The sequence below is a fragment of the Methanoculleus sp. UBA208 genome (assembly GCF_002498065.1).
Taxonomy (GTDB): domain Archaea; phylum Halobacteriota; class Methanomicrobia; order Methanomicrobiales; family Methanoculleaceae; genus Methanoculleus.
Map to the genome: position 1 here is coordinate 599 of NZ_DAFZ01000009.1, position 16,785 is coordinate 17,383.

At 63.6% G+C, this 16,785-nt stretch carries 16 protein-coding genes and 1 pseudogene; 11 read left to right on the plus strand and 6 right to left on the minus strand.

The genetic code is table 11. The features are described 5' to 3' along the window. Positions 1-283: 283 nt before the first annotated feature. The 5 genes and pseudogenes from BRA62_RS00680 to BRA62_RS00700 all read left to right on the plus strand — a co-directional run bounded on the left by BRA62_RS00680 (position 284) and on the right by BRA62_RS00700 (position 5,450). A complete protein-coding gene (locus BRA62_RS00680; RefSeq protein WP_292364129.1) occupies positions 284-1,246 on the plus strand; it encodes a sulfurtransferase in 963 nt (320 codons plus the stop codon). A 752-nt stretch (positions 1,247-1,998) separates the two neighbouring features. Next, positions 1,999-2,157, plus strand: a complete 159-nt coding sequence (locus BRA62_RS00685) for a hypothetical protein (protein ID WP_292364130.1) — start codon at positions 1,999-2,001, stop codon at positions 2,155-2,157. Positions 2,158-2,181: 24 nt separating this feature from the next. Further along, positions 2,182-2,973, plus strand: a pseudogene (locus BRA62_RS00690) (TIGR00341 family protein); the annotation flags it as partial. Positions 2,974-3,108: 135 nt separating this feature from the next. Continuing rightward, on the plus strand, positions 3,109-4,116 hold the full coding sequence (locus BRA62_RS00695) for a phosphate uptake regulator PhoU (RefSeq protein ID WP_292364131.1): 1,008 nt from the start codon (positions 3,109-3,111) through the stop codon (positions 4,114-4,116). 83 nt (positions 4,117-4,199) lie between these two features. Further along, positions 4,200-5,450 carry an SLC13 family permease gene (locus BRA62_RS00700; RefSeq protein ID WP_292364132.1) on the plus strand — a complete coding sequence of 417 codons (1,251 nt, stop codon included), beginning with the start codon at positions 4,200-4,202 and terminating at the stop codon, positions 5,448-5,450. A 3-nt stretch (positions 5,451-5,453) separates the two neighbouring features. Here the strand turns inward: BRA62_RS00700 and BRA62_RS00705 are convergent, their stop codons facing one another. After that, positions 5,454-6,344: a Clp1/GlmU family protein gene (locus BRA62_RS00705; protein ID WP_292364133.1), complete on the minus strand. Its 891-nt coding sequence runs from the start codon at positions 6,342-6,344 to the stop codon at positions 5,454-5,456. 116 nt (positions 6,345-6,460) lie between these two features. Here BRA62_RS00705 and BRA62_RS00710 point away from each other — a divergent pair, with 116 nt between their 5' ends. Beyond that, positions 6,461-6,982 (plus strand): hypothetical protein, encoded by a 522-nt coding sequence (locus tag BRA62_RS00710; RefSeq protein ID WP_292364134.1) that lies wholly within the window; start codon positions 6,461-6,463, stop codon positions 6,980-6,982. 3 nt (positions 6,983-6,985) lie between these two features. On the opposite strand, the gene BRA62_RS00715 is transcribed toward BRA62_RS00710, so the two are convergent. Then, positions 6,986-7,978, minus strand: coding sequence for a hypothetical protein (locus BRA62_RS00715; protein WP_292364136.1), 993 nt, complete (start codon positions 7,976-7,978; stop codon positions 6,986-6,988). Positions 7,979-8,030: 52 nt separating this feature from the next. After that, positions 8,031-8,507: a pyridoxamine 5'-phosphate oxidase family protein gene (locus BRA62_RS00720; protein WP_292364137.1), complete on the minus strand. Its 477-nt coding sequence runs from the start codon at positions 8,505-8,507 to the stop codon at positions 8,031-8,033. Positions 8,508-8,876: 369 nt separating this feature from the next. Here BRA62_RS00720 and BRA62_RS00725 point away from each other — a divergent pair, with 369 nt between their 5' ends. Further along, the gene (locus BRA62_RS00725; protein ID WP_292364138.1) at positions 8,877-10,292 is read left to right on the plus strand and encodes a hypothetical protein; all 1,416 of its coding nucleotides are present in this window, start codon (positions 8,877-8,879) and stop codon (positions 10,290-10,292) included. 30 nt (positions 10,293-10,322) lie between these two features. Here the strand turns inward: BRA62_RS00725 and BRA62_RS00730 are convergent, their stop codons facing one another. Further along, complete coding sequence (locus BRA62_RS00730; RefSeq protein WP_292364139.1) at positions 10,323-10,820, minus strand: metallophosphoesterase; 498 nt, start codon at positions 10,818-10,820, stop codon at positions 10,323-10,325. A 283-nt stretch (positions 10,821-11,103) separates the two neighbouring features. On the opposite strand from BRA62_RS00730, the gene BRA62_RS00735 reads away from it, so the two are divergent. Further along, positions 11,104-11,295, plus strand: a complete 192-nt coding sequence (locus BRA62_RS00735) for a hypothetical protein (protein ID WP_292364141.1) — start codon at positions 11,104-11,106, stop codon at positions 11,293-11,295. Between the two features lie 51 nt (positions 11,296-11,346). On the opposite strand, the gene BRA62_RS00740 is transcribed toward BRA62_RS00735, so the two are convergent. Then, positions 11,347-12,579 carry a GNAT family N-acetyltransferase gene (locus BRA62_RS00740; protein ID WP_292364142.1) on the minus strand — a complete coding sequence of 411 codons (1,233 nt, stop codon included), beginning with the start codon at positions 12,577-12,579 and terminating at the stop codon, positions 11,347-11,349. A gap of 9 nt (positions 12,580-12,588) precedes the next feature. Beyond that, on the minus strand, positions 12,589-13,779 hold the full coding sequence (locus BRA62_RS00745; protein WP_292364143.1) for an ATP-binding protein: 1,191 nt from the start codon (positions 13,777-13,779) through the stop codon (positions 12,589-12,591). A gap of 34 nt (positions 13,780-13,813) precedes the next feature. Here BRA62_RS00745 and BRA62_RS00750 point away from each other — a divergent pair, with 34 nt between their 5' ends. From BRA62_RS00750 to BRA62_RS00760, 3 genes are all read left to right on the plus strand, one after another. Further along, positions 13,814-13,972 carry a hypothetical protein gene (locus tag BRA62_RS00750; protein WP_292364144.1) on the plus strand — a complete coding sequence of 53 codons (159 nt, stop codon included), beginning with the start codon at positions 13,814-13,816 and terminating at the stop codon, positions 13,970-13,972. Between the two features lie 203 nt (positions 13,973-14,175). Next, positions 14,176-15,768 (plus strand): NAD+ synthase, encoded by a 1,593-nt coding sequence (locus tag BRA62_RS00755; RefSeq protein WP_292364145.1) that lies wholly within the window; start codon positions 14,176-14,178, stop codon positions 15,766-15,768. After that, on the plus strand, positions 15,768-16,448 hold the full coding sequence (locus tag BRA62_RS00760) for an endonuclease III domain-containing protein (RefSeq protein ID WP_292364146.1): 681 nt from the start codon (positions 15,768-15,770) through the stop codon (positions 16,446-16,448). Before BRA62_RS00755 ends, BRA62_RS00760 begins: the two co-directional genes overlap by 1 nt. The last annotated feature ends 337 nt before the right edge of the window (positions 16,449-16,785 follow it).

The window sequence follows — 16,785 nt, forward strand, 5'->3', positions numbered from 1 at the left end:
AGGTGCGAGATCCCCTCGAAATCCGTGCACGGGCTTTGCGACACAGTGAAGAAGAATCGCCCGTAAGAAGAATCTTCGCACGCCCAAACCCTCGCCACCGGCACCTATTGAACCAGCGCGCCGACCTCCAGGACTCGCCGCTTTGGTAAACGCGCTCACCGGAACGCAAAGCCCCCAGCCCCGCCCTCCCCCGGATCCTGCACAAGGTATATGTGGTCTCAAGCCCGCAGTGGGGCCAGGCTCACCGGGTTCCCGGTGGGAATATCAGTATGAGGTGATGGGAATGGAAGAGAAGATGTTCACCCGAGGGGGCATGGAGCGCCTGCAGGCGCGGACCGACCGGGAAAACTTCCCGTATCCCCGCGGTGACGGGAAGGTCAAACTCGTGAATGCGGCCTGGCTGGCCAACCACCTGCACGATGACAACCTGACGATCGTCGACGTCCAGCAAAACATTCACGACTACATCCAGGAGCACATCCCGGGCGCCGCCTACCTGACCGAGGGGGTCCTGCGGGTATCCAACCGCGGCTTCCCGGGGTCTTACAGCCCGAACGCCTGCCTGCAGGAATCGTTCCGGCGTGCGGGTATCGAGGCGGACTCTCCGGTCGTCGTCTACACAGGAAAAGGCGCGTTTTCCGGCGCGGGCGACGGGCTCGGGCAGACGATGATGGCCTACACCCTGGCGAAATACGGTCACAATCGCGTATACCTCCTCGACGGCGGGATTGACACGTGGAAGAAGGAGGGAGGCGAACTTTCGCAGGACTACCCCGCGGTCGAGCCGTCCAGCTTCACCGTCGAGGTTCGCGATGACTACCCCATCGGGTACGAGGAGTTCCGGCAGATCAAGGACAACGACGATGTGGTCGTGCTCGATGCACGTCCGGCAAAGGTGTACGAAGGAAAAGGACCCTGGCGGAAGGCCGGGCATATCCCCGGTGCCGTCAACCTGCCCTGGAAGAGCCTGATGGACGAGAGTAACCCGGCGCTGCTCAAATCGAACGATGAACTCGACATGATCCTGGAGGAGCACGGCGTCGACCGAAGCAAGACCGTCATCTGCTCGTGCGGGACCGGTCGGGAAGCCACGAACGAGTTTGTCCTCTTGAAGTGGTTCTATCTCTACCCCAACGTCAGGATCTACGAGGGCTCGTTCACCGAATGGGTCACGCATCCGGATAACCCGGTCGTAGAGGGGCCTGAACCACGAGAAGCGAGAGCTGCGGCGGCTCCTGCACGGTAATCCGTAAACTCCCGGGCAACCGGCCAAAACCATTATTTTCTACTTTTTAACAAATGGAAATTATTAAATATCAATGTGCACTAAATAGCCCTAGAGAGATTTGGATCCACATAAGACACTTCCCCCCTTGACGTCGTCTTTTTGGTGTATCCTCTTCTCTCTAAATGCGACGGCCGGAACGGCCGGAGCTCGAGAAAACGCGAAGCGTTTTCGATTGCGACGGGCCGGAGCTTAAGAAGCCGTCAGGCTTCGGGGCCGGAGCATGAGCACCCCAGGTGCAGAACCGCATTACTTTCGAGATTCCTGATGACCGGGAGGTATGTCTGATACAGGGTATCGCCCACGCCGCTCCCTTCTGCCCGGCAGCATGGCGATCCTCCCCTGCCTCCGGCCGGACGAACCGATACCGGATCCTCGCTTCTTCCGCACATCCGGGAAACCTTAAATCCATCTACCGCCATTATACTGCTCGTGGACGGTACTGTTTTCGGGGACGTGCCCGTGGACGACGAACCTGCCGTAGATGACGATACGGGGGCAGCCGTGTCGATATTTTTTCCACTCCACAACGGCCGCGCTGCCGCGCCACGGATTACTGATTCCGTGAATCTGTTAAGTGATATTCCACGCAAAACCCACAAACGGCAGGGAGTGCATCGGGAGCCACAGAGTCGTCGAATAAGGGATAGGCCGGTTGACCGGGCAGTACCCGATCGGAGGTTCACACCCTCCGGAAGTATGCGGATCAGATCATGAAAAAGATCGTTGTGCACGTCCGGGAAGACGGGCATGAAAATATAGAAGAGGTCCTCGAAGGCCTCCATTATACGATATCGCTCGTTCAGGACATCTACGAGATCACCATATATACGCCGGATGAGAACCTCGACGACCTGATCGAGAAGATCTAGGGTGTACTCGATCTCCGGTACAACGAGAACATGATCGAGGTATCGACGCCGGAGTTCGTCATCTCGTCACTCCTGAAACGTGCCGAGAAGAAGGTCGAAAAAAAGGAAGAGAAGACGCCTGTCGAGAAACTGCTCGACACGGTTAAGGGTTACGGGGAACTCGATCTCGAAAAACTGTCGTTGACCTCCATCGCCGGGCTGGTAGCCCTCTCCGGCCTGCTCCTCGATAACCAGACGATCATCATTGGGGCAATGCTCCTCTCCCCGATCATGGGCCCGATCTACGGGTTCTCCGTCTACGCTGCTCTCGGCAATATCCAGAACGCCCTGCGCTGCCTCGGCGTGCTGGCGGCGCTGCTCCTGGGTGTCTTCGCCCTCTCCGCCGTCGCCAGCTTTTTGATCAACCTCTTCATACCACTCACGATGACCGAAGAGATCGCCACGCGCCTCGTGTTGAACCCCATCTACAGCCTGATGGCGGTCTTCCTTGGATTCGCGGCGGCTCTGGCGTTCAGCAGGGGCACGACGGAGGTCATTGCCGGCGTCGCTATCGCCGCCGCCATCATCCCGCCGACGGTGGTGGCCGGCCTCGTCCTGGTGCTCCAACCGATAAGCCTGGTCACTTCCGGGGTGCTGGTTGCCGGACAGATCGTCGGGCTGATAGCGGGCGCGCTCGTCGCCGTGGTCCTGCTGAAGATAGAGCCCCGGGCTCCCAAGGACAAGGCCGCCGCACGGCGGTACCGGATCGGGTCGATCGTAACGACCGTAATTCTCTTCACCCTGCTTCTCTGGATCACGGCACTTATGTGGATGTAACGGCATTCGCCTGCCGACAACCGCGCGGATGGTCCCGAAGCAGACTATACCGGTATAGTCGCTCCCCGCAAATACTTGTGACATATATAGTCCGCAGAACGCATATATCCTAACGGCGCCAACGCGTACCTGTCCATGGAGATCAGAAAAGTTCAGATCACCGGGGGCTCGTCGTACATCGTATCCCTGCCGAAACAGTGGATCAAGTCTGCGAACATCCAGAAGAACGACCCTGTAGGACTGGTCGTGCAACCGGACGGTTCGCTCCTGATCACCCCGAAGATCGCCGGGGAGTCGGCTCAGCGGACCAGAGTCTTCGAGGTCGGTGCCGCGACGGACCGCACCTACCTGCTTCGCCTCCTCGTCGGGGCGTACATCGCCGGGTTCACGGCTATCCGCCTTGAATCGAAAGGAAGGCTGCCGCCGTTCATCCTGCAGCTGGTCAGGGAGTTCACGCAGATGGCTATCGGGCAGGAAGTAGTCGGCGAGACGGACTCCTCGATAACGATCAAGGATCTCCTCAATCCCGTGGAGATGCCGTTCGATAACACCATCAAAAGGATGCACCTCTTAGCGCGGGGTATGCAGCAGGACGCAATGGCCGCGATAAGGGGACGCGATGCGGCTCTTGCCGGGGATGTCGTCGTGCGGGATACGGAAGTGGACCGGCTGCACTGGCTGGTTGCCCGGCAGGATAACCTCATCATGAGCGACGCCACGCTCTCGCGCCGGATGGGCATCCCGGTAAACCAGGCGGCGTACTACTTCCTGGTCAGCCGGATCATCGAACGGATAGCCGACCACGCCACCCGGGTGGCGCATAACGCCCTCGCCCTGATCGACCGCGAGGTCGAGGCGGCGACGCTCGACCTCATGGACGAGGCGAGCGCGCTTGCCCTGCAGATCTTCTCCTGGAGCATGGAGGCGTTCCATACGGGAGACGTCGAGAAGGCAAACGCAACGCTTCAGAAGGTGCGCGACCTTGAAGAGAAGACCCGGGAGATCGACGCCCGGGTGCTCCGGTTCGAGGCGGTGGCAGCGATCCCGATGAGGCAGATTACAGACAGTATCCGGCGGATCGGAGAGTATTCCGGGGACATCTGTGAAAGCGTCATCAACTATTCCGTCGGGCTGGAGGCCTGAGGCGGCTTTCCGGCCGCGCGATCCCTTTTTTCGGACAGAGAACGAACCAATCGATTGCGCGCATATCTCCTGCCGGCGGTACCATGGGCACACTCATCCCACTCGTCGTTCTCGTCATCGTCTTCCTCCTGATCGCGGTCCGAAAGATCGGGAACGTCAACTTCCGCATCTGGCAGGTGATGCTCCTCGGCGCGGCGGCCGTTCTCGCGACGGGATCGATCGCGCCGCTCGATGCGCTCGCGTCCATCAACCTCGACGTGATGCTCTTCCTCTTCTTCATGTTCGTGATCGGGGAGGCGCTCGCGACGAGCGGCTACCTCTATCACCTCTCCTTTCGCTTCTTTTCCCGGGCGGAGTCGGTCCGGCACCTCCTCTTTCTCATCCTCGTCGGCGCAGGCGTGCTCTCGGCGCTCCTGATGAACGACACGCTCGCTGTCGTCGGCACCCCGCTGATGCTCTACTTCGCCCGCCGGCACGGCATCTCCCCGAAACTCCTGCTCCTAGCGCTTGCGTTCGCCGTCACGACGGGAAGCGTCGCAAGCCCCATCGGGAACCCGCAGAACCTTCTCATCGCGCTCTCGGGGAGTATCGAGAACCCGTTCGTCACGTTCCCGCTCTACCTCGCCGTCCCGACGGCGATCTCGCTCCTGCTCGCCTACGTCTTCCTCTGCCGGGCGTTTCCGGGCGAACTCCGTCCGACACCGCTGGTCCACCGCGAGGAGGAGATCTGTGATCCCGCCCTCGCGGCCCTCGCGCGCCTCTCGCTCATCCTGCTCGTCCTCCTGATCGGGGTCAGGGTCGCCGCGGTCGTGCTCGTCCCACAGATCGATATCCGGCTGACCTGGATCGCGGTCGTTGCGGCCATTCCCGTCCTCGCCGGGAGCGGGCGGCGGTTCGAGATCCTCCGCCGGATCGACTGGCCGACACTGGCCTTCTTCGCCGGCCTCTTCGTCCTCATGGCGAGCGTCTGGCAATCCGGGGTCTTCCAGCCGCTCATCGAGGGAAGTTCCCTCGATCTCGCCACAGTCCCGGTCATCGTCGTGATGGGCGTCATCGTCTCCCAGGTCGTCTCGAACGTCCCCTTCGTCGCCCTCTCCCTCCCCGCTCTCTCGCACCTCGGGACATCCACCGTCGGCATGATGGCACTTGCGGCCGGCAGCACCATCGCCGGGAACATGCTGATCCTCGGGGCGGCCAGCAACGTCATCGTCATCCAGGGTGCGGAGAGGGACGGCGAGACGCTGACGTTTGGTGAGTTCGCGCGGATCGGCGTTCCGCTCACCCTCGCCCAGACGGCGGTGTACGTGGTCTTCCTCTCGCTCATCCCGGCGTGAGGGTCAGGGCCGGCAGGACTCTATCGAGCCCGGAGCCGCCCCGAGATCCAGGTAGATCGAGCCGAACCGGATCGACGCGACGGCGGCCGGGTCGAAGGGCGGGGCAAAGACCTCGAGCCGGCGCCCTCCGGTATGCAGGTCTTCGACGATGCCGAGGGCGAGGACGAAGTTCTCGGGGTCGTTCAAGGAGACCAGTCTTCCGGCAACCCCGCGGGGGCTCCTCATGTCGGGCACCCGGCCCTGGAGCCCGAGCCCCCGGAGCGGGACTTCCTGCGATCGCCCGCCGGCAAAATAGGATGTGAAACGCTCTTCACGGTAGCGCCGCCGTCCGGCTGCTGTCCGGACGACGGCCGCGGGGGATACGGGGACCCGGTGGATTGCAATCTCCGGGTGGCGGGAGAAGTTCACGAGCAGCCGTTCCAGCTCCCGTCCGCGCTGGAGGGCGACGACGCGGGTGGGGCGGAGGAGGTCGATCATCTGGAACTGGAACTCGGTGCCCACCCCGCCGGAAACAAGTCCGGGCGAGTCGATGACGGTGACATGAGCCGAACGTTCGGCGGCCTTCTCGACAAGGCGCTTTGCTCCCGTGAGGGTCTGGACGAAGTGGCCCCCGGGGGAGGTCGAGCCGACGAACCTGAAGTAGGCCTCCGGCGTGCCGCCGGGGTAAAGGGCCATCCCCTCGGTCGTCGGCGGGCCAAGCCGGGACTGTCCGGTGTCGCAGTCGACGTACGCCGTCCTCACGTGCGTTGCCGCCTCGTCGAGAAGGTAGTTGCAGAGCGTTGTCTTTCCGCTGTCCGTCGCTCCGACGACGTAGACGCACTCCGGGACATCCGACCCCGTGAGCGCCGCGACGAGATCGTCCCATCCTTCCCCGATGCTGATCAAGCCAGGCAAGCCTCCTCTCAGGGATGTTGCAGCCCATGGTTATAGTGCTTGACGCAACGCCCCTCCCGGGGGGGCTGCACTACCCAGGAGAGGCTTTATCAGGAGTGTATCCCTACTCGCAGCGCATGAACAGAACGGCAGCAACCACCGGGCCGGTGCCTGCGGCCCTCGGCAGGGTGTTTCCCACCCTTATGGCCACGTCCCTTTCCGGCAGGGTCGTCACCCTCCCGGGCGACGCGGAGGGCGACGTCTCGCTCATCGTCCTCGTCTTCCTCGAGTCTGCCGGGCCGATCGCGGAGGCCTGGAGCGGCCCCTTTGCCGGGGCGTTCACCGAAAATCCCCGGGTGACGACCTACCTCGTTACGGTCGTCGGCGACAGCCTCATCGGCAGATCCCTTGCCGACCGCATCCGGCAGGGGCTCGCGGGCGGCGTCCCTCCCGCGAAGCACGATCTGGTTCTGACGGTGCCGGCAGATATCGAGCGGTGCCGGCGGGCCTACGGAATAGACGACCCGTCGCTCGCCTACATCTACCTCCTGGACGGGCGCGGCATCATCCGCTGGATGGAGAAGGGGACCGCCACGCCGGAGGGGCTCGCCGGCCTGCTCGGTACGGCCCGGACGATGCTCGGACCGCTCCTCAGGTGAGACTCACGGCGGCGGGCGGCGGCCTGCCGGCAGGATGGCGGTAACGGAGGCAAGCACGGGGCCGACCACGAGCCCCGCCCAGGCGACGAGGCCCAGAGCCCCGAGCGCCGCCATGGCGATGCGCTCCCCGGCTCCGATCCTCGCTCGCAGGGCGACCCGAATCGCCGCGATCCCGAGGAGAACGGGGACGACAGCGAAGACAAGGGCCAGGAGGAGAGCGGCCCTGACGTCCGTTCCCGCGGCCGCGATGGCCATCTGCATCAGGGTCATGGCACCGCTCCCGATGTAGAGGAGGCCGGCAACTGCTCCGGAGAGGGCGAAGAGGGAGAGAGAGCGCCGCCGCCGGAGCAGCAGGCCGGCGCCTATCGCGAGGACGGCGATCATCGGTGCGAAGATCAGGAGGAGGGGCTGTCCCTCGTGGCGGTGGATGGCGACGACGTCGATCGGGACCCGGATCCACTCTCCCACGGTGTAGGACTCGACGTAGCCGAGCGCGAGAGCATAGTTTCCGCCCTCTCCCGGGGTGTAGACCGCAAGGGTATAGTCGCCGGTTTCGGGTGCCGTCGTATCGATCCGGGCGAGTCTGTAGAGTTTCGACGGCGTGAACGGCTCGTACTCCGGCTGTTCGGGGAGGGTCCCCGGCACCGCTGTCGCGCCGGTGCCCTCCGGGACAGCGACATAGGACGGGACGGTTCCCGAGTCCTCGATGCCCGGCCCCGCGAGCACCATCCCGGGCACGAACCCTCCCGCATGCGGGACCTGGAGCGTCGCGTATATCCGCTCTCCTTCCTCCATCCGGAACCGGTAGTACCGGGCGGCGGGGCCGTCGGGCAGCGTATCATAGACCACCCACGACTTCGCAGGGTCCTCGACGACGAACGCCGAGTCCGGTGAGGAGCCGTCCCGGGCAAAGAGGGGGACGTGAGCGAGGGCGGGCGTCACGGCGAGAAGCACGGCAAGAAGGACGGCGGCCGCCGTGCGGCGTCGGGGAGCCATAGCCGTCCCATGTCTTTGCGGTTCATAATGGTTCCGCGCCCGGCAAAATGGGTTAGAGGTTTTTCAGGGCAACGATATCGGTCACACCGGTAAGTTTCCAGATATTCGAGCGCTCTTCGGAGGCGATCGCCTCGAGCGGCTCTTCGGGCTTGTGGCCAAGTGCGGCAAGGATATTCTGTGAGAGGTTATGCGCCCTGATCATGCTCACAAACTTCTCCCGGATGATCTTCTTCTCGATAGCATCCTCGAGCTGCACCAGGTACCCCTGCATGGTCACGAAGGTGTAGCAGGAGAGGTCGCCTGAATACTTCTCGATCTCAACGGAAACGTAGGGGTGCTGCCGGAAGAGGTCGTTCTTCCTGCCGTATTTGGTCGCCAGGAAGTAGAGAAACTTTCCGTCGAAGACGTACAGGAACGGGGCGATATACGGGTATTTCCCTCCCTGGAATGCAATACGGCTGACAAACCCCTCCGCTATGAGTTTATCGTACTCTTCTTTATCCATACTCGGGATCTTCACGATCTCCATCGGGCATCCTCCTATGCCGGTAACCCGTAAGAGTTCATATAAGTTTCCACGCGAAGGCGTAACTTCTCCTGATAAAGAGCTAATGCCCGGCGATTACGGGCCTGATACCCGTTATCTCTGTTTTAACGGCAGAAAATCGAGGGAGGAGGGGGGCGCCCGCAGGCCCTGCCGTTTCAGGAGGGGTTTTGGAGGACTTTTGCCGGCGGTTTCTGGTTCCGGCCTCCAGGGAGGGTATTCGTGCCGGCCGGATGTGCCGACCTATGGATGGCGGATATCCGCCGGTGCGGGAAACGGTTTCGTCGGAGAGGCCTTTTTTTCAAACAGACAATATAATAATATTTATATTCATCAATTGAAAGAAAAATGCGCATGAGCAAACACCGTGAAACTGCTCTAATTCTCTTGGGAATTGCCGTCTGCGCGGGATTCCTCCTCACCGCACCGGCCGTTGCCGGCTCCGGCCAGGGGCTCATGGCACTGGAGTCGGGAGAACTGTTGTCGTTCTCACTCGACGAGCTTTCGGCGGCGGAGAACGAATCTGAGCCATCCGGCGTTTCGATACCCCCGGACGAGGTGAATGCTTCCGAAGCATTCCCGGTACTTCCGAATGAGAGTGTTACCCCGAATACAGCCCCGCTACCCCCGGAAGCAGAGAACGCTTCCGATGTATTCCCGGTACTTCCGGATGAAGGGAACACCTCCGATGCGGTCCCGGTATTCCCGGACGAGGAGAATGCCTCCGGTGAAGTCCCCGTCCCGACCGGGCCCGGTGTCCCCGATTCAAAGCAGGTGGTGCCTGGCGGTCCGATCCCTGCGGTCGATGCACCTCAGTACGGAACCGACGGCTACGACGACGAACGGCTGATAGGGCTGATCAGCACCGCCAGCATTCGCCTGATGAAACTCTCGATGGAGCATGCCTATGCCCTCTACCAGCAGGATGCGGATGCCGCCGCCGTAGCGGCGGACGAGCTGCACGCGTTCTCTGTCAGGCTCCTCCGCGAGGTGCAGCCGCTCCAGGTCTCTCCGGAACGCCAGCCCGTCAAGGACGAGTTCGTCAGGTCGCTCGAGGCCTACTCTGCGGCAAGCGAGACGCTTCTCCACCCGACAGATGCCGATGGAGATGCCGTTCCGGCGGCCTTCAGGGATCTGGCCACGGCATCCGAAGGGCTCGAAACGGTTAACCGGCAGGCTGGCGAGGCGCAGCCGGCCCCCGGCACCCGCATGTCCGCGATAAGCGCCGGGACACCTGCCGCCTCGGCCGCCACAGGGCCGGTCCTGGTCGCACCGCCGGAGAAGGTGCTCCCTCTCCTGGACCGCTACACCTACGACGACCCGTCAGGCGAGAACATGGTCTCTCTGCTCGCGGAGTCCACCCGGACCGCAACGGAGTACCAGGAGGTCCCCGTCAATGCGTCGACGCCGAAAGTCGAGGCGGGTGAAGGGCGCATGTTCCTCCTCGTTGCCGTCAAGTCGACCAACCTCGGGCACAGGGGAGACTCCGATCTCTACACCATCGAGACTCCCGGGCGGGACGCGTTCGTTCTCGAATGCCAGGGAACGACGTTTGCGCCCATGGAGGTCCCGCCCTTCACCACGCTCGGGGAGTCGTTTGATCGAAAGACGCTCGAGCGGTACGAGTCGCTGAAAGGCTACCTTTACTTCGACGTCCCTGCGACTCTCGATGTCTCCGGGGCGACTCTCAGGGCGGATCTCGGGGATGCCGGGATGCCCGCCTGGGAACTCGGAAAGAAACTCGGCGAAGAGTCGGGGGATGCGGTATAACCCGCACCGTCCCTTTTTTTATCTCTTCGATCAGAGCGAGAGCAGTTCCACGTCCCGGGTCACCGTATCCAGCACGGCGATGGTCGGCCGGCCGGTCAGGTAACCGCAGGCTTCCCCGGGATTGACGACCAGCGTCGACCCGATTTTCCGGACCCCTGCCTTGTGGGTATGGCCGTGAACCACAATATCGAAGGCCTTTCGCCCTATGAGCGCCTGCAGGAGTTCACGGTCGTCACCGTGCAGCAGTCCGATCGTCATGCCGCCCGCCGTGACGGCGGCAAAGCCTCCCCGCAGGCTGAGCCGGTCGTGTTCGGCAAACCGTGCCGAAAGGAGACTGTGGTCGCCGTCGTTGTTCCCGAGAACACCGATCATGGGTGATTGGAGATTCGCAAGCCGGGGGATGACGAACGGCGAGACATAATCCCCGGCATGGAGTACCAGGTCCACCCGTTCCCTGTTCAGCTGCTCTACGGCCGTATCCACCATTCCAAGGTTGTCGTGTGTGTCCGAGAAGATCCCGATGCGCATGTATGCATTCCTGACCGCCGTCACGATATATATGGCTGTTCATCGTCCCGGCGATCCGGGAAAACAGCAGGGAACTCCGGGAGGCACATTCCTCTCCATGTCAACCGGCACGCGCCTTTACCCACACCGCCCCGGAAATCCTGAATTTTCCACCATACTCCCACTTTTTAAACAGGAAAATCTTTATCTGGCTGATATCTGATACAGGAATAGGAGCGTGCTCCCGGGGATGCACCGGGTCCGATGCCCTGCCCGGGCCGGGCGCACCGGGAGCGCTGAAACAATGGATTCGTGGAGGTACAGCATGTGGGCATACGTCAAACGGTCTGACGGCAGAACAGAGGAGCGGGAGTTTCCTGCCGGGGTTTCAATCGAGATCGGCGACATCCTCGAAGACGGCTCGATCGTCGTCGATGTTCCGTACCCTGACGACATCGACGACGATGCGGAAGCCCCGGTACTCTACGACGACTGAACGTCGCACGGTTGAGAGCGGCGGGCGGCAGAAGAGCGTGCCGCGCTCGTCTTATCGCTGGAACCAGCCTGCGGCACGCCGCATCGGCTGGACGTTCGCCCCTTCCATCTCGCCGAGAGCAAACGCGAACCTCGCCCGGATGGTCGGCGGAAGGTCGCTCTCCGGTATCGATATGAACCCGTACTCCCCATAAAAATCGACGAGGTTCCGGACCGAGTGCATGTACAGGGTGTCGTGCTGGCACGCCTCGACGAGTGCGTCCATCGCCCTCCGGGCATACCCCCGGCCCCGGAACCGGGCCGGGGTGAAGACGCCGTCGACCTCGTAGCCGTCCGGATGCCGGCGGCATCGGGCGACGGAGACGAGGGTGCCGTCCGCAAAGACTCCGAATATCCGGTCAGTCTCCGGGTCCGCCTTCAACTCGTGATAGTCGAGCCAGATCTCCTCGGCGAGCCCGAACTCCTCGCTTCGCAGTTCCCTGGCCTCGATCTGCAGGTTGATCGGGACCGCCAGCACCAGCATCGGCTGTTTTACGCACCCTGCGACGGCACTCGTGACGCTCCCGAGCGGGGCGCTTCCCGGGGCGTCGCGCTTCCCGATGCGCGGGATGACGACCGTGGAGGCGTCGATCTCGTCTGCTACGGCACAAATGGTGCGCGCCGGGTCCCCGGCCCTTACCAGGACCCCAATCTCCCGCCCTGTGGACGCGAGGCCGTTACGGAGAGCGGCGAGCCGGTCGCCGGTCTCCTGCTCCGCCTCTGCGCGTCCGGGTTCGACGACGTGCAGGAGCACCGCCGTCCCGGTCCCGGCAGGATCTTCCAGGGTTGCACGGACTTCAGGAGCCAGGGCCGCGAGATCGGTCGGCACCAGAACCCGTGCAAAGAGCGGCTGCCTGTCTTCTCCCGACTGCGGGACGATCAGGACGTGTATCCGCGCATCCCGGAGCACAGTGGCCGCAACGTTCCCGGAGAAGAGGTTTCGGAGCAGGCCCTGATCCCTGACCCCCATCGCGATCAGGCTCACACCCATCCCGGGGGCGGCCCTGAGTATCCTCTCCGGGACAGGCGTCCCGTCGTCTTCCGCCAGCACCACCTCGACGGGGTATCCCTGTCGCTGCACCAGCTCCTGCATCCGCCGGAGCACGTCATCGGCGGGCGAGGAACCGGCCGCTGTCCGGGCGTGGAAGAGGACGACCTCGCGGACGCCCGGAACCTCACCGACCCGCTCCGCCATGGCAGCGGAGGCCTCAGAGAGGTCTGTCGGGATGAGCACCTTTGTAAACATGGCTTCACCTCATATTATCCGGTATCCGCCGGGGGGCACATGTATCACGAACCTTGCACCCCTGCCGGGCGTCCCGGTCTCGCGGATCGTCATGCCGGTGATGGAGAGGATCTCCCGGACGAGGAAGAGCCCGAGCCCCCCGTCGACGCCGACGCCGTATGCAAAGATCCTCTCTTTCTCTGTTTCGGGAACACCTTCACCGTCGTCTTCGACGCAGATCGAGAGCCCGTCGTCCCGGATCCGGTAGGTGATGACGACCTTTGAAGCTGTCTTTCCGTGGCGGGCGGTGTTTTCGATCAGGTTCGCAAAGACCCGGTCGAGCATCGGGTCGGCGAAGACCTCGAGCCGTTCCACCCAGGGCCGGACCGATATCCCGGGGAGCAGCAGGCCCGATGTCGTTTCCCGGATCACCCCCTGCAGCGGCTGCCAGTCCGGCGGCCGGAGGCCGAGGTCCTGGTAGTCCCGGGTGATTTCTGCGCGGCGCTGCACGAGCCGGGCATCTTCTTCCAGGCTCTCCAGGTGCCGGCGGACGGCGGGGTCGTCGAACCGTTGCATTCCTGCGGCGATCCGCTCGAGGAGGGCGGATACCGCTGCCGCGAGGTCGTTCCGGGTGAGTCGTCCCAGCATGTTCAGTTTGGCGTTTGTCCGGCGGAGCGCGTCCTCGGCGTTCTTCCGGCCGGTGATGTCGATGAGCGTGAGGACGATCCGCCCGTCGGGGAGCCGGCCACCCGACGCGAGCACCTGGACAGCGGCTCCGTCGGCGCGGCGGAGGGCCGTCTCATACTCGTAAACGGCGCCATTTCGGTCGATCTCCGCCTCGAACGTCTCCCAGGCGCCGGGATCGTCGAGGAATACGGTGACGGGCTCTCCGATCAGGTCCTTCGTCGTGGAGCCGAGGAGAACGGCGCCCACGTAGTTTGCCTCCTCGATGCGCGGGCCGGCCTCGCCCGGTACAACGACGAACGTTCCCGCCTCCGAGTTATCGAAAACCCCCCGGTAGCGCTCTTCCTGCTCCCGCAGGCGGAGAGAGAGGAGCGATACGACGGCACCGATGGCGGCGAAGACCACCGCCCGCGAGAGAGCCGAAACGGCCAACCCGGCGTCTCCCACGGTGAAGGGCAGGGCCATCGCCAGGTAGCCGAGGGCGAGAGCGATCGAGAAGACGATGCCGCGGCGGGGGAACCAGTAGGCGGCAAGCACGATCGGCAGGTACAGCAGGTGCGGGAGGACGCTGGTGATACCGGCAAGAAGCGCGGCGGCGTTCGCGGCGAAGGCGACGAGGACTGATGCCGCGAGCAGGAGGGGGCGGGTATCCCTCCGTGCAGGCCGGCGCCGCCCGGAGATCAGGCTGCTCGCCCCCGAATATGGTTATGAAACGCAGCCGGACCTCTGAATATCCAGACGGAGGACATTGCTCCACGGCATGCTCTCTGCATGATCTCCACAAGGCGCTTTGGCTTTTAGGCTTTAAAATGGATCTGATCGGCGGGCCGCCGGGACCGGGCGCGCCGGTCTTCTCTCCACGGAGACGGGGGCATGCAAAAGGCATATGCCATTCGTTCCGTCATTACTGATCAGGATAATCAGGGAATAACCATGAAGATCTCACTCCTCCAGGTGAACACGGTCGTCGGCGACCTCGCCGGCAACGCCGACCGGATAGCGGCAGGTGTCGCGGGGGCATCCCGTCACCGGCCGGACCTGATCGTCGCCCCGGAACTCTCTCTGACCGGCTGCCCTCCCGGGGACCTGCTGCTCAATAAGGGGTTTATAGCGCGGAGCCTCGCCGTCCTGGGAGACCTGGCCGCAAACCTCGCCGATGCGCCGCCGGTGCTCGTCGGTTTCGCCGAGCCGAACCCCCCCGGAACCGGCCGGCCGCTCTTCAACGCAGCCGCCCTCCTCCGGGACGGTGCGGTAGGGAAAACGTTCCGGAAAGCCCCCATCTCCGATGGTATCCTCGATGAAACTCGCTACTTCGAGCCGGCGGCCGAAAGCCCCGGGTTCCTCTGCCTCGGCGAAAGGACGGTCGGGGTCACCATCGGCGAGGAGGTCCGGTTCGGCGGGCCGATGCCGGACGTGGTCGTGAACCTCTCCGCATCGCCGTTTGCCGCTGGCAGGCAGCGCCTGCGCGAGGAGGCGCTCTCCCGGTTCGCGAGGGAGCACGGGGTCGCAATCGCCGCGGCAAACCTCGTCGGCGGGAACGACGATCTGGTCTTTGACGGCCGGAGTGTTGCCTTTTTTGCCGACGGAACTCTCATCGCCCGCGGTGCGGCCTTTGGCGAAGATGTCGTGACCGTCGACCTCGCCCACCCCGCCCCGCAGGCGGTCGCACCCGACGACCAGGCACCCGAGTCCGAGATCTGGCGGGCGCTGGTGCTCGGGACCCGCGACTACGTCCACAAATGCGGGTTTACATCCGTCCACCTCGGCCTCTCCGGCGGGATCGACTCCTCGCTCGTGGCCGCCGTCGCCGTCCGGGCGCTCGGGCCGAAGAACGTCTTCGGGGTGCTCCTCCCCTCCCCCCACACCTCTATAGAAAGCATCGAGGACGCTCGAAACCTTGCAAAGAACCTCGGTATCCGGGTCGAGTGCATCCCGATCGCGCCGATGATGGAGGCGTTCGACGGAGCCCTCGCGGATGCCTTCACGGGACTCCCCTGCGACATCACCGAGGAGAACCTGCAGGCCAGGATCCGGGCGACGGTCCTGATGGCCCTCGCGAACAAGTTCGGCTCCATGCTCCTCTCGACCGGGAACAAGTCGGAAGCCGCGGTCGGCTACTGCACCCTCTACGGGGATACAGCTGGGGGGCTTTCCGTGATCGCCGACGTCCCGAAGGGGATGGTCTACCGGATAGCACGGTGGCTGAACGCGAAGCAGCCCGTCATCCCCGAGAGGGTGCTAAAAAAGCTCCCCTCCGCGGAGCTCCGGCCCGGCCAGACCGACCAGGAGATCCTCCCCCCCTACGACCTCCTCGACGCGATCCTCCATCGTTACATCGACTGCTTCGAGTCCCCGGGCGAGATCGTCGCCGCCGGGTACCCTGCAGAGACCGTCCGGGAGGTTCTCCGGATGGTCGGGCAGGCGGAGTTCAAGCGCCGGCAGGCTCCGCCCGGGATCAGGGTGACCGATCGGGCGTTCGGGACGGACTGGCACATGCCGATCGCCGCGAAACCCTGGTGGCAGTGATGGCGGCGACCCTTGCCGACGACCTCTCCGCGATCTACGATGCCCTCTTCGCGGCGTTCGGCCACCAGCACTGGTGGCCCGCAAAGACACCCTTCGAGACGATGGTCGGCGCCATCCTCGCCCAGAACGTCTCCTGGACGAACGCGGCCCAGGCCGTAGCAAACCTCGAAGACACCGGGATGCTCGACCCGCACCTCCTCGCCGCGGCCGATCCCGCCGACATCGCCCCCCTGATCGTCCCTTCACGGTTCTACAACCAGAAGGCGGAGCGGATCCGGGAGTTTTCCGGAGTCTACGTTACGGAGTTCCAGGCCGACCCGGCGGCAATGGCGGCCGTGGAGACCGGGGAACTCCGCGAACGGCTGCTCGCCCTCCGGGGTTTCGGGAAGGAGACGGCGGACACCATCCTGCTTTACGCCTGCGAAAAGCCGGTCTTCGTCGTCGACGCCTACACCCGCCGGATATTCTCGCGCTACGGCCTCCTCCCCGAAGGGGCGTCCTACGACCTGACGCAGCGGCTCTTTGCGGAGAACCTCGAAGAGGACGTGGAACTCTTCAACGACTACCACGCCCAGATCGTGCGCCTGGGAAACGCCGTCTGCAAAAAGTCGCCGCTCTGCGACCGCTGCCCCATCCGGGAGGTTCGCGGGGCGCTCCGGTGCGCCGGGGGGCGGAGATGAAGGGTGTTAGGCCTTCTGGGTGCGACGGACGGAACGTCCGGAGCTCAAGAAAACGCAAAGCGTCTTCGAGTTGCGACGGGCCGAATGGTGCGACGGTTCACTAGAACCGGAGCATGAGAAGCCCGAAGGGCTTCGAGTCCAGAGTATGAGCACCGAGGGTGCGAGCCACGAAGAACGCGAAGGTAAGGGAGACGTGTATCACAGACTCTGCTGAAGCTCTTTTTCGGTCTTCCCCTACCCCGATGAGGTTGATGCTGGGCCCGGCTGTCCCTAGGATCAACCTTTTTTCTCGAACATGTCCCCATGCAGTGGACCGTGGTGGCTATCGCCATTGGGG

Bases quoted from the DNA above. Each gene is read 5' to 3' on its own strand.
- BRA62_RS00680 (WP_292364129.1), top strand. From the start codon at position 284: ATGGAAGAGAAGATGTTCACCCGAGGGGGCATGGAGCGCCTGCAGGCG.
- BRA62_RS00685 (WP_292364130.1), top strand. From the start codon at position 1,999: ATGAAAAAGATCGTTGTGCACGTCCGGGAAGACGGGCATGAAAATATA.
- BRA62_RS00695 (WP_292364131.1), top strand. From the start codon at position 3,109: ATGGAGATCAGAAAAGTTCAGATCACCGGGGGCTCGTCGTACATCGTA.
- BRA62_RS00700 (WP_292364132.1), top strand. From the start codon at position 4,200: ATGGGCACACTCATCCCACTCGTCGTTCTCGTCATCGTCTTCCTCCTG.
- BRA62_RS00710 (WP_292364134.1), top strand. From the start codon at position 6,461: ATGAACAGAACGGCAGCAACCACCGGGCCGGTGCCTGCGGCCCTCGGC.
- BRA62_RS00715 (WP_292364136.1), bottom strand. From the start codon at position 7,978: ATGGCTCCCCGACGCCGCACGGCGGCCGCCGTCCTTCTTGCCGTGCTT.
- BRA62_RS00720 (WP_292364137.1), bottom strand. From the start codon at position 8,507: ATGGAGATCGTGAAGATCCCGAGTATGGATAAAGAAGAGTACGATAAA.
- BRA62_RS00725 (WP_292364138.1), top strand. From the start codon at position 8,877: ATGAGCAAACACCGTGAAACTGCTCTAATTCTCTTGGGAATTGCCGTC.
- BRA62_RS00730 (WP_292364139.1), bottom strand. From the start codon at position 10,820: ATGCGCATCGGGATCTTCTCGGACACACACGACAACCTTGGAATGGTG.
- BRA62_RS00735 (WP_292364141.1), top strand. From the start codon at position 11,104: ATGGATTCGTGGAGGTACAGCATGTGGGCATACGTCAAACGGTCTGAC.
- BRA62_RS00740 (WP_292364142.1), bottom strand. From the start codon at position 12,579: ATGTTTACAAAGGTGCTCATCCCGACAGACCTCTCTGAGGCCTCCGCT.
- BRA62_RS00755 (WP_292364145.1), top strand. From the start codon at position 14,176: ATGAAGATCTCACTCCTCCAGGTGAACACGGTCGTCGGCGACCTCGCC.
- BRA62_RS00760 (WP_292364146.1), top strand. From the start codon at position 15,768: ATGGCGGCGACCCTTGCCGACGACCTCTCCGCGATCTACGATGCCCTC.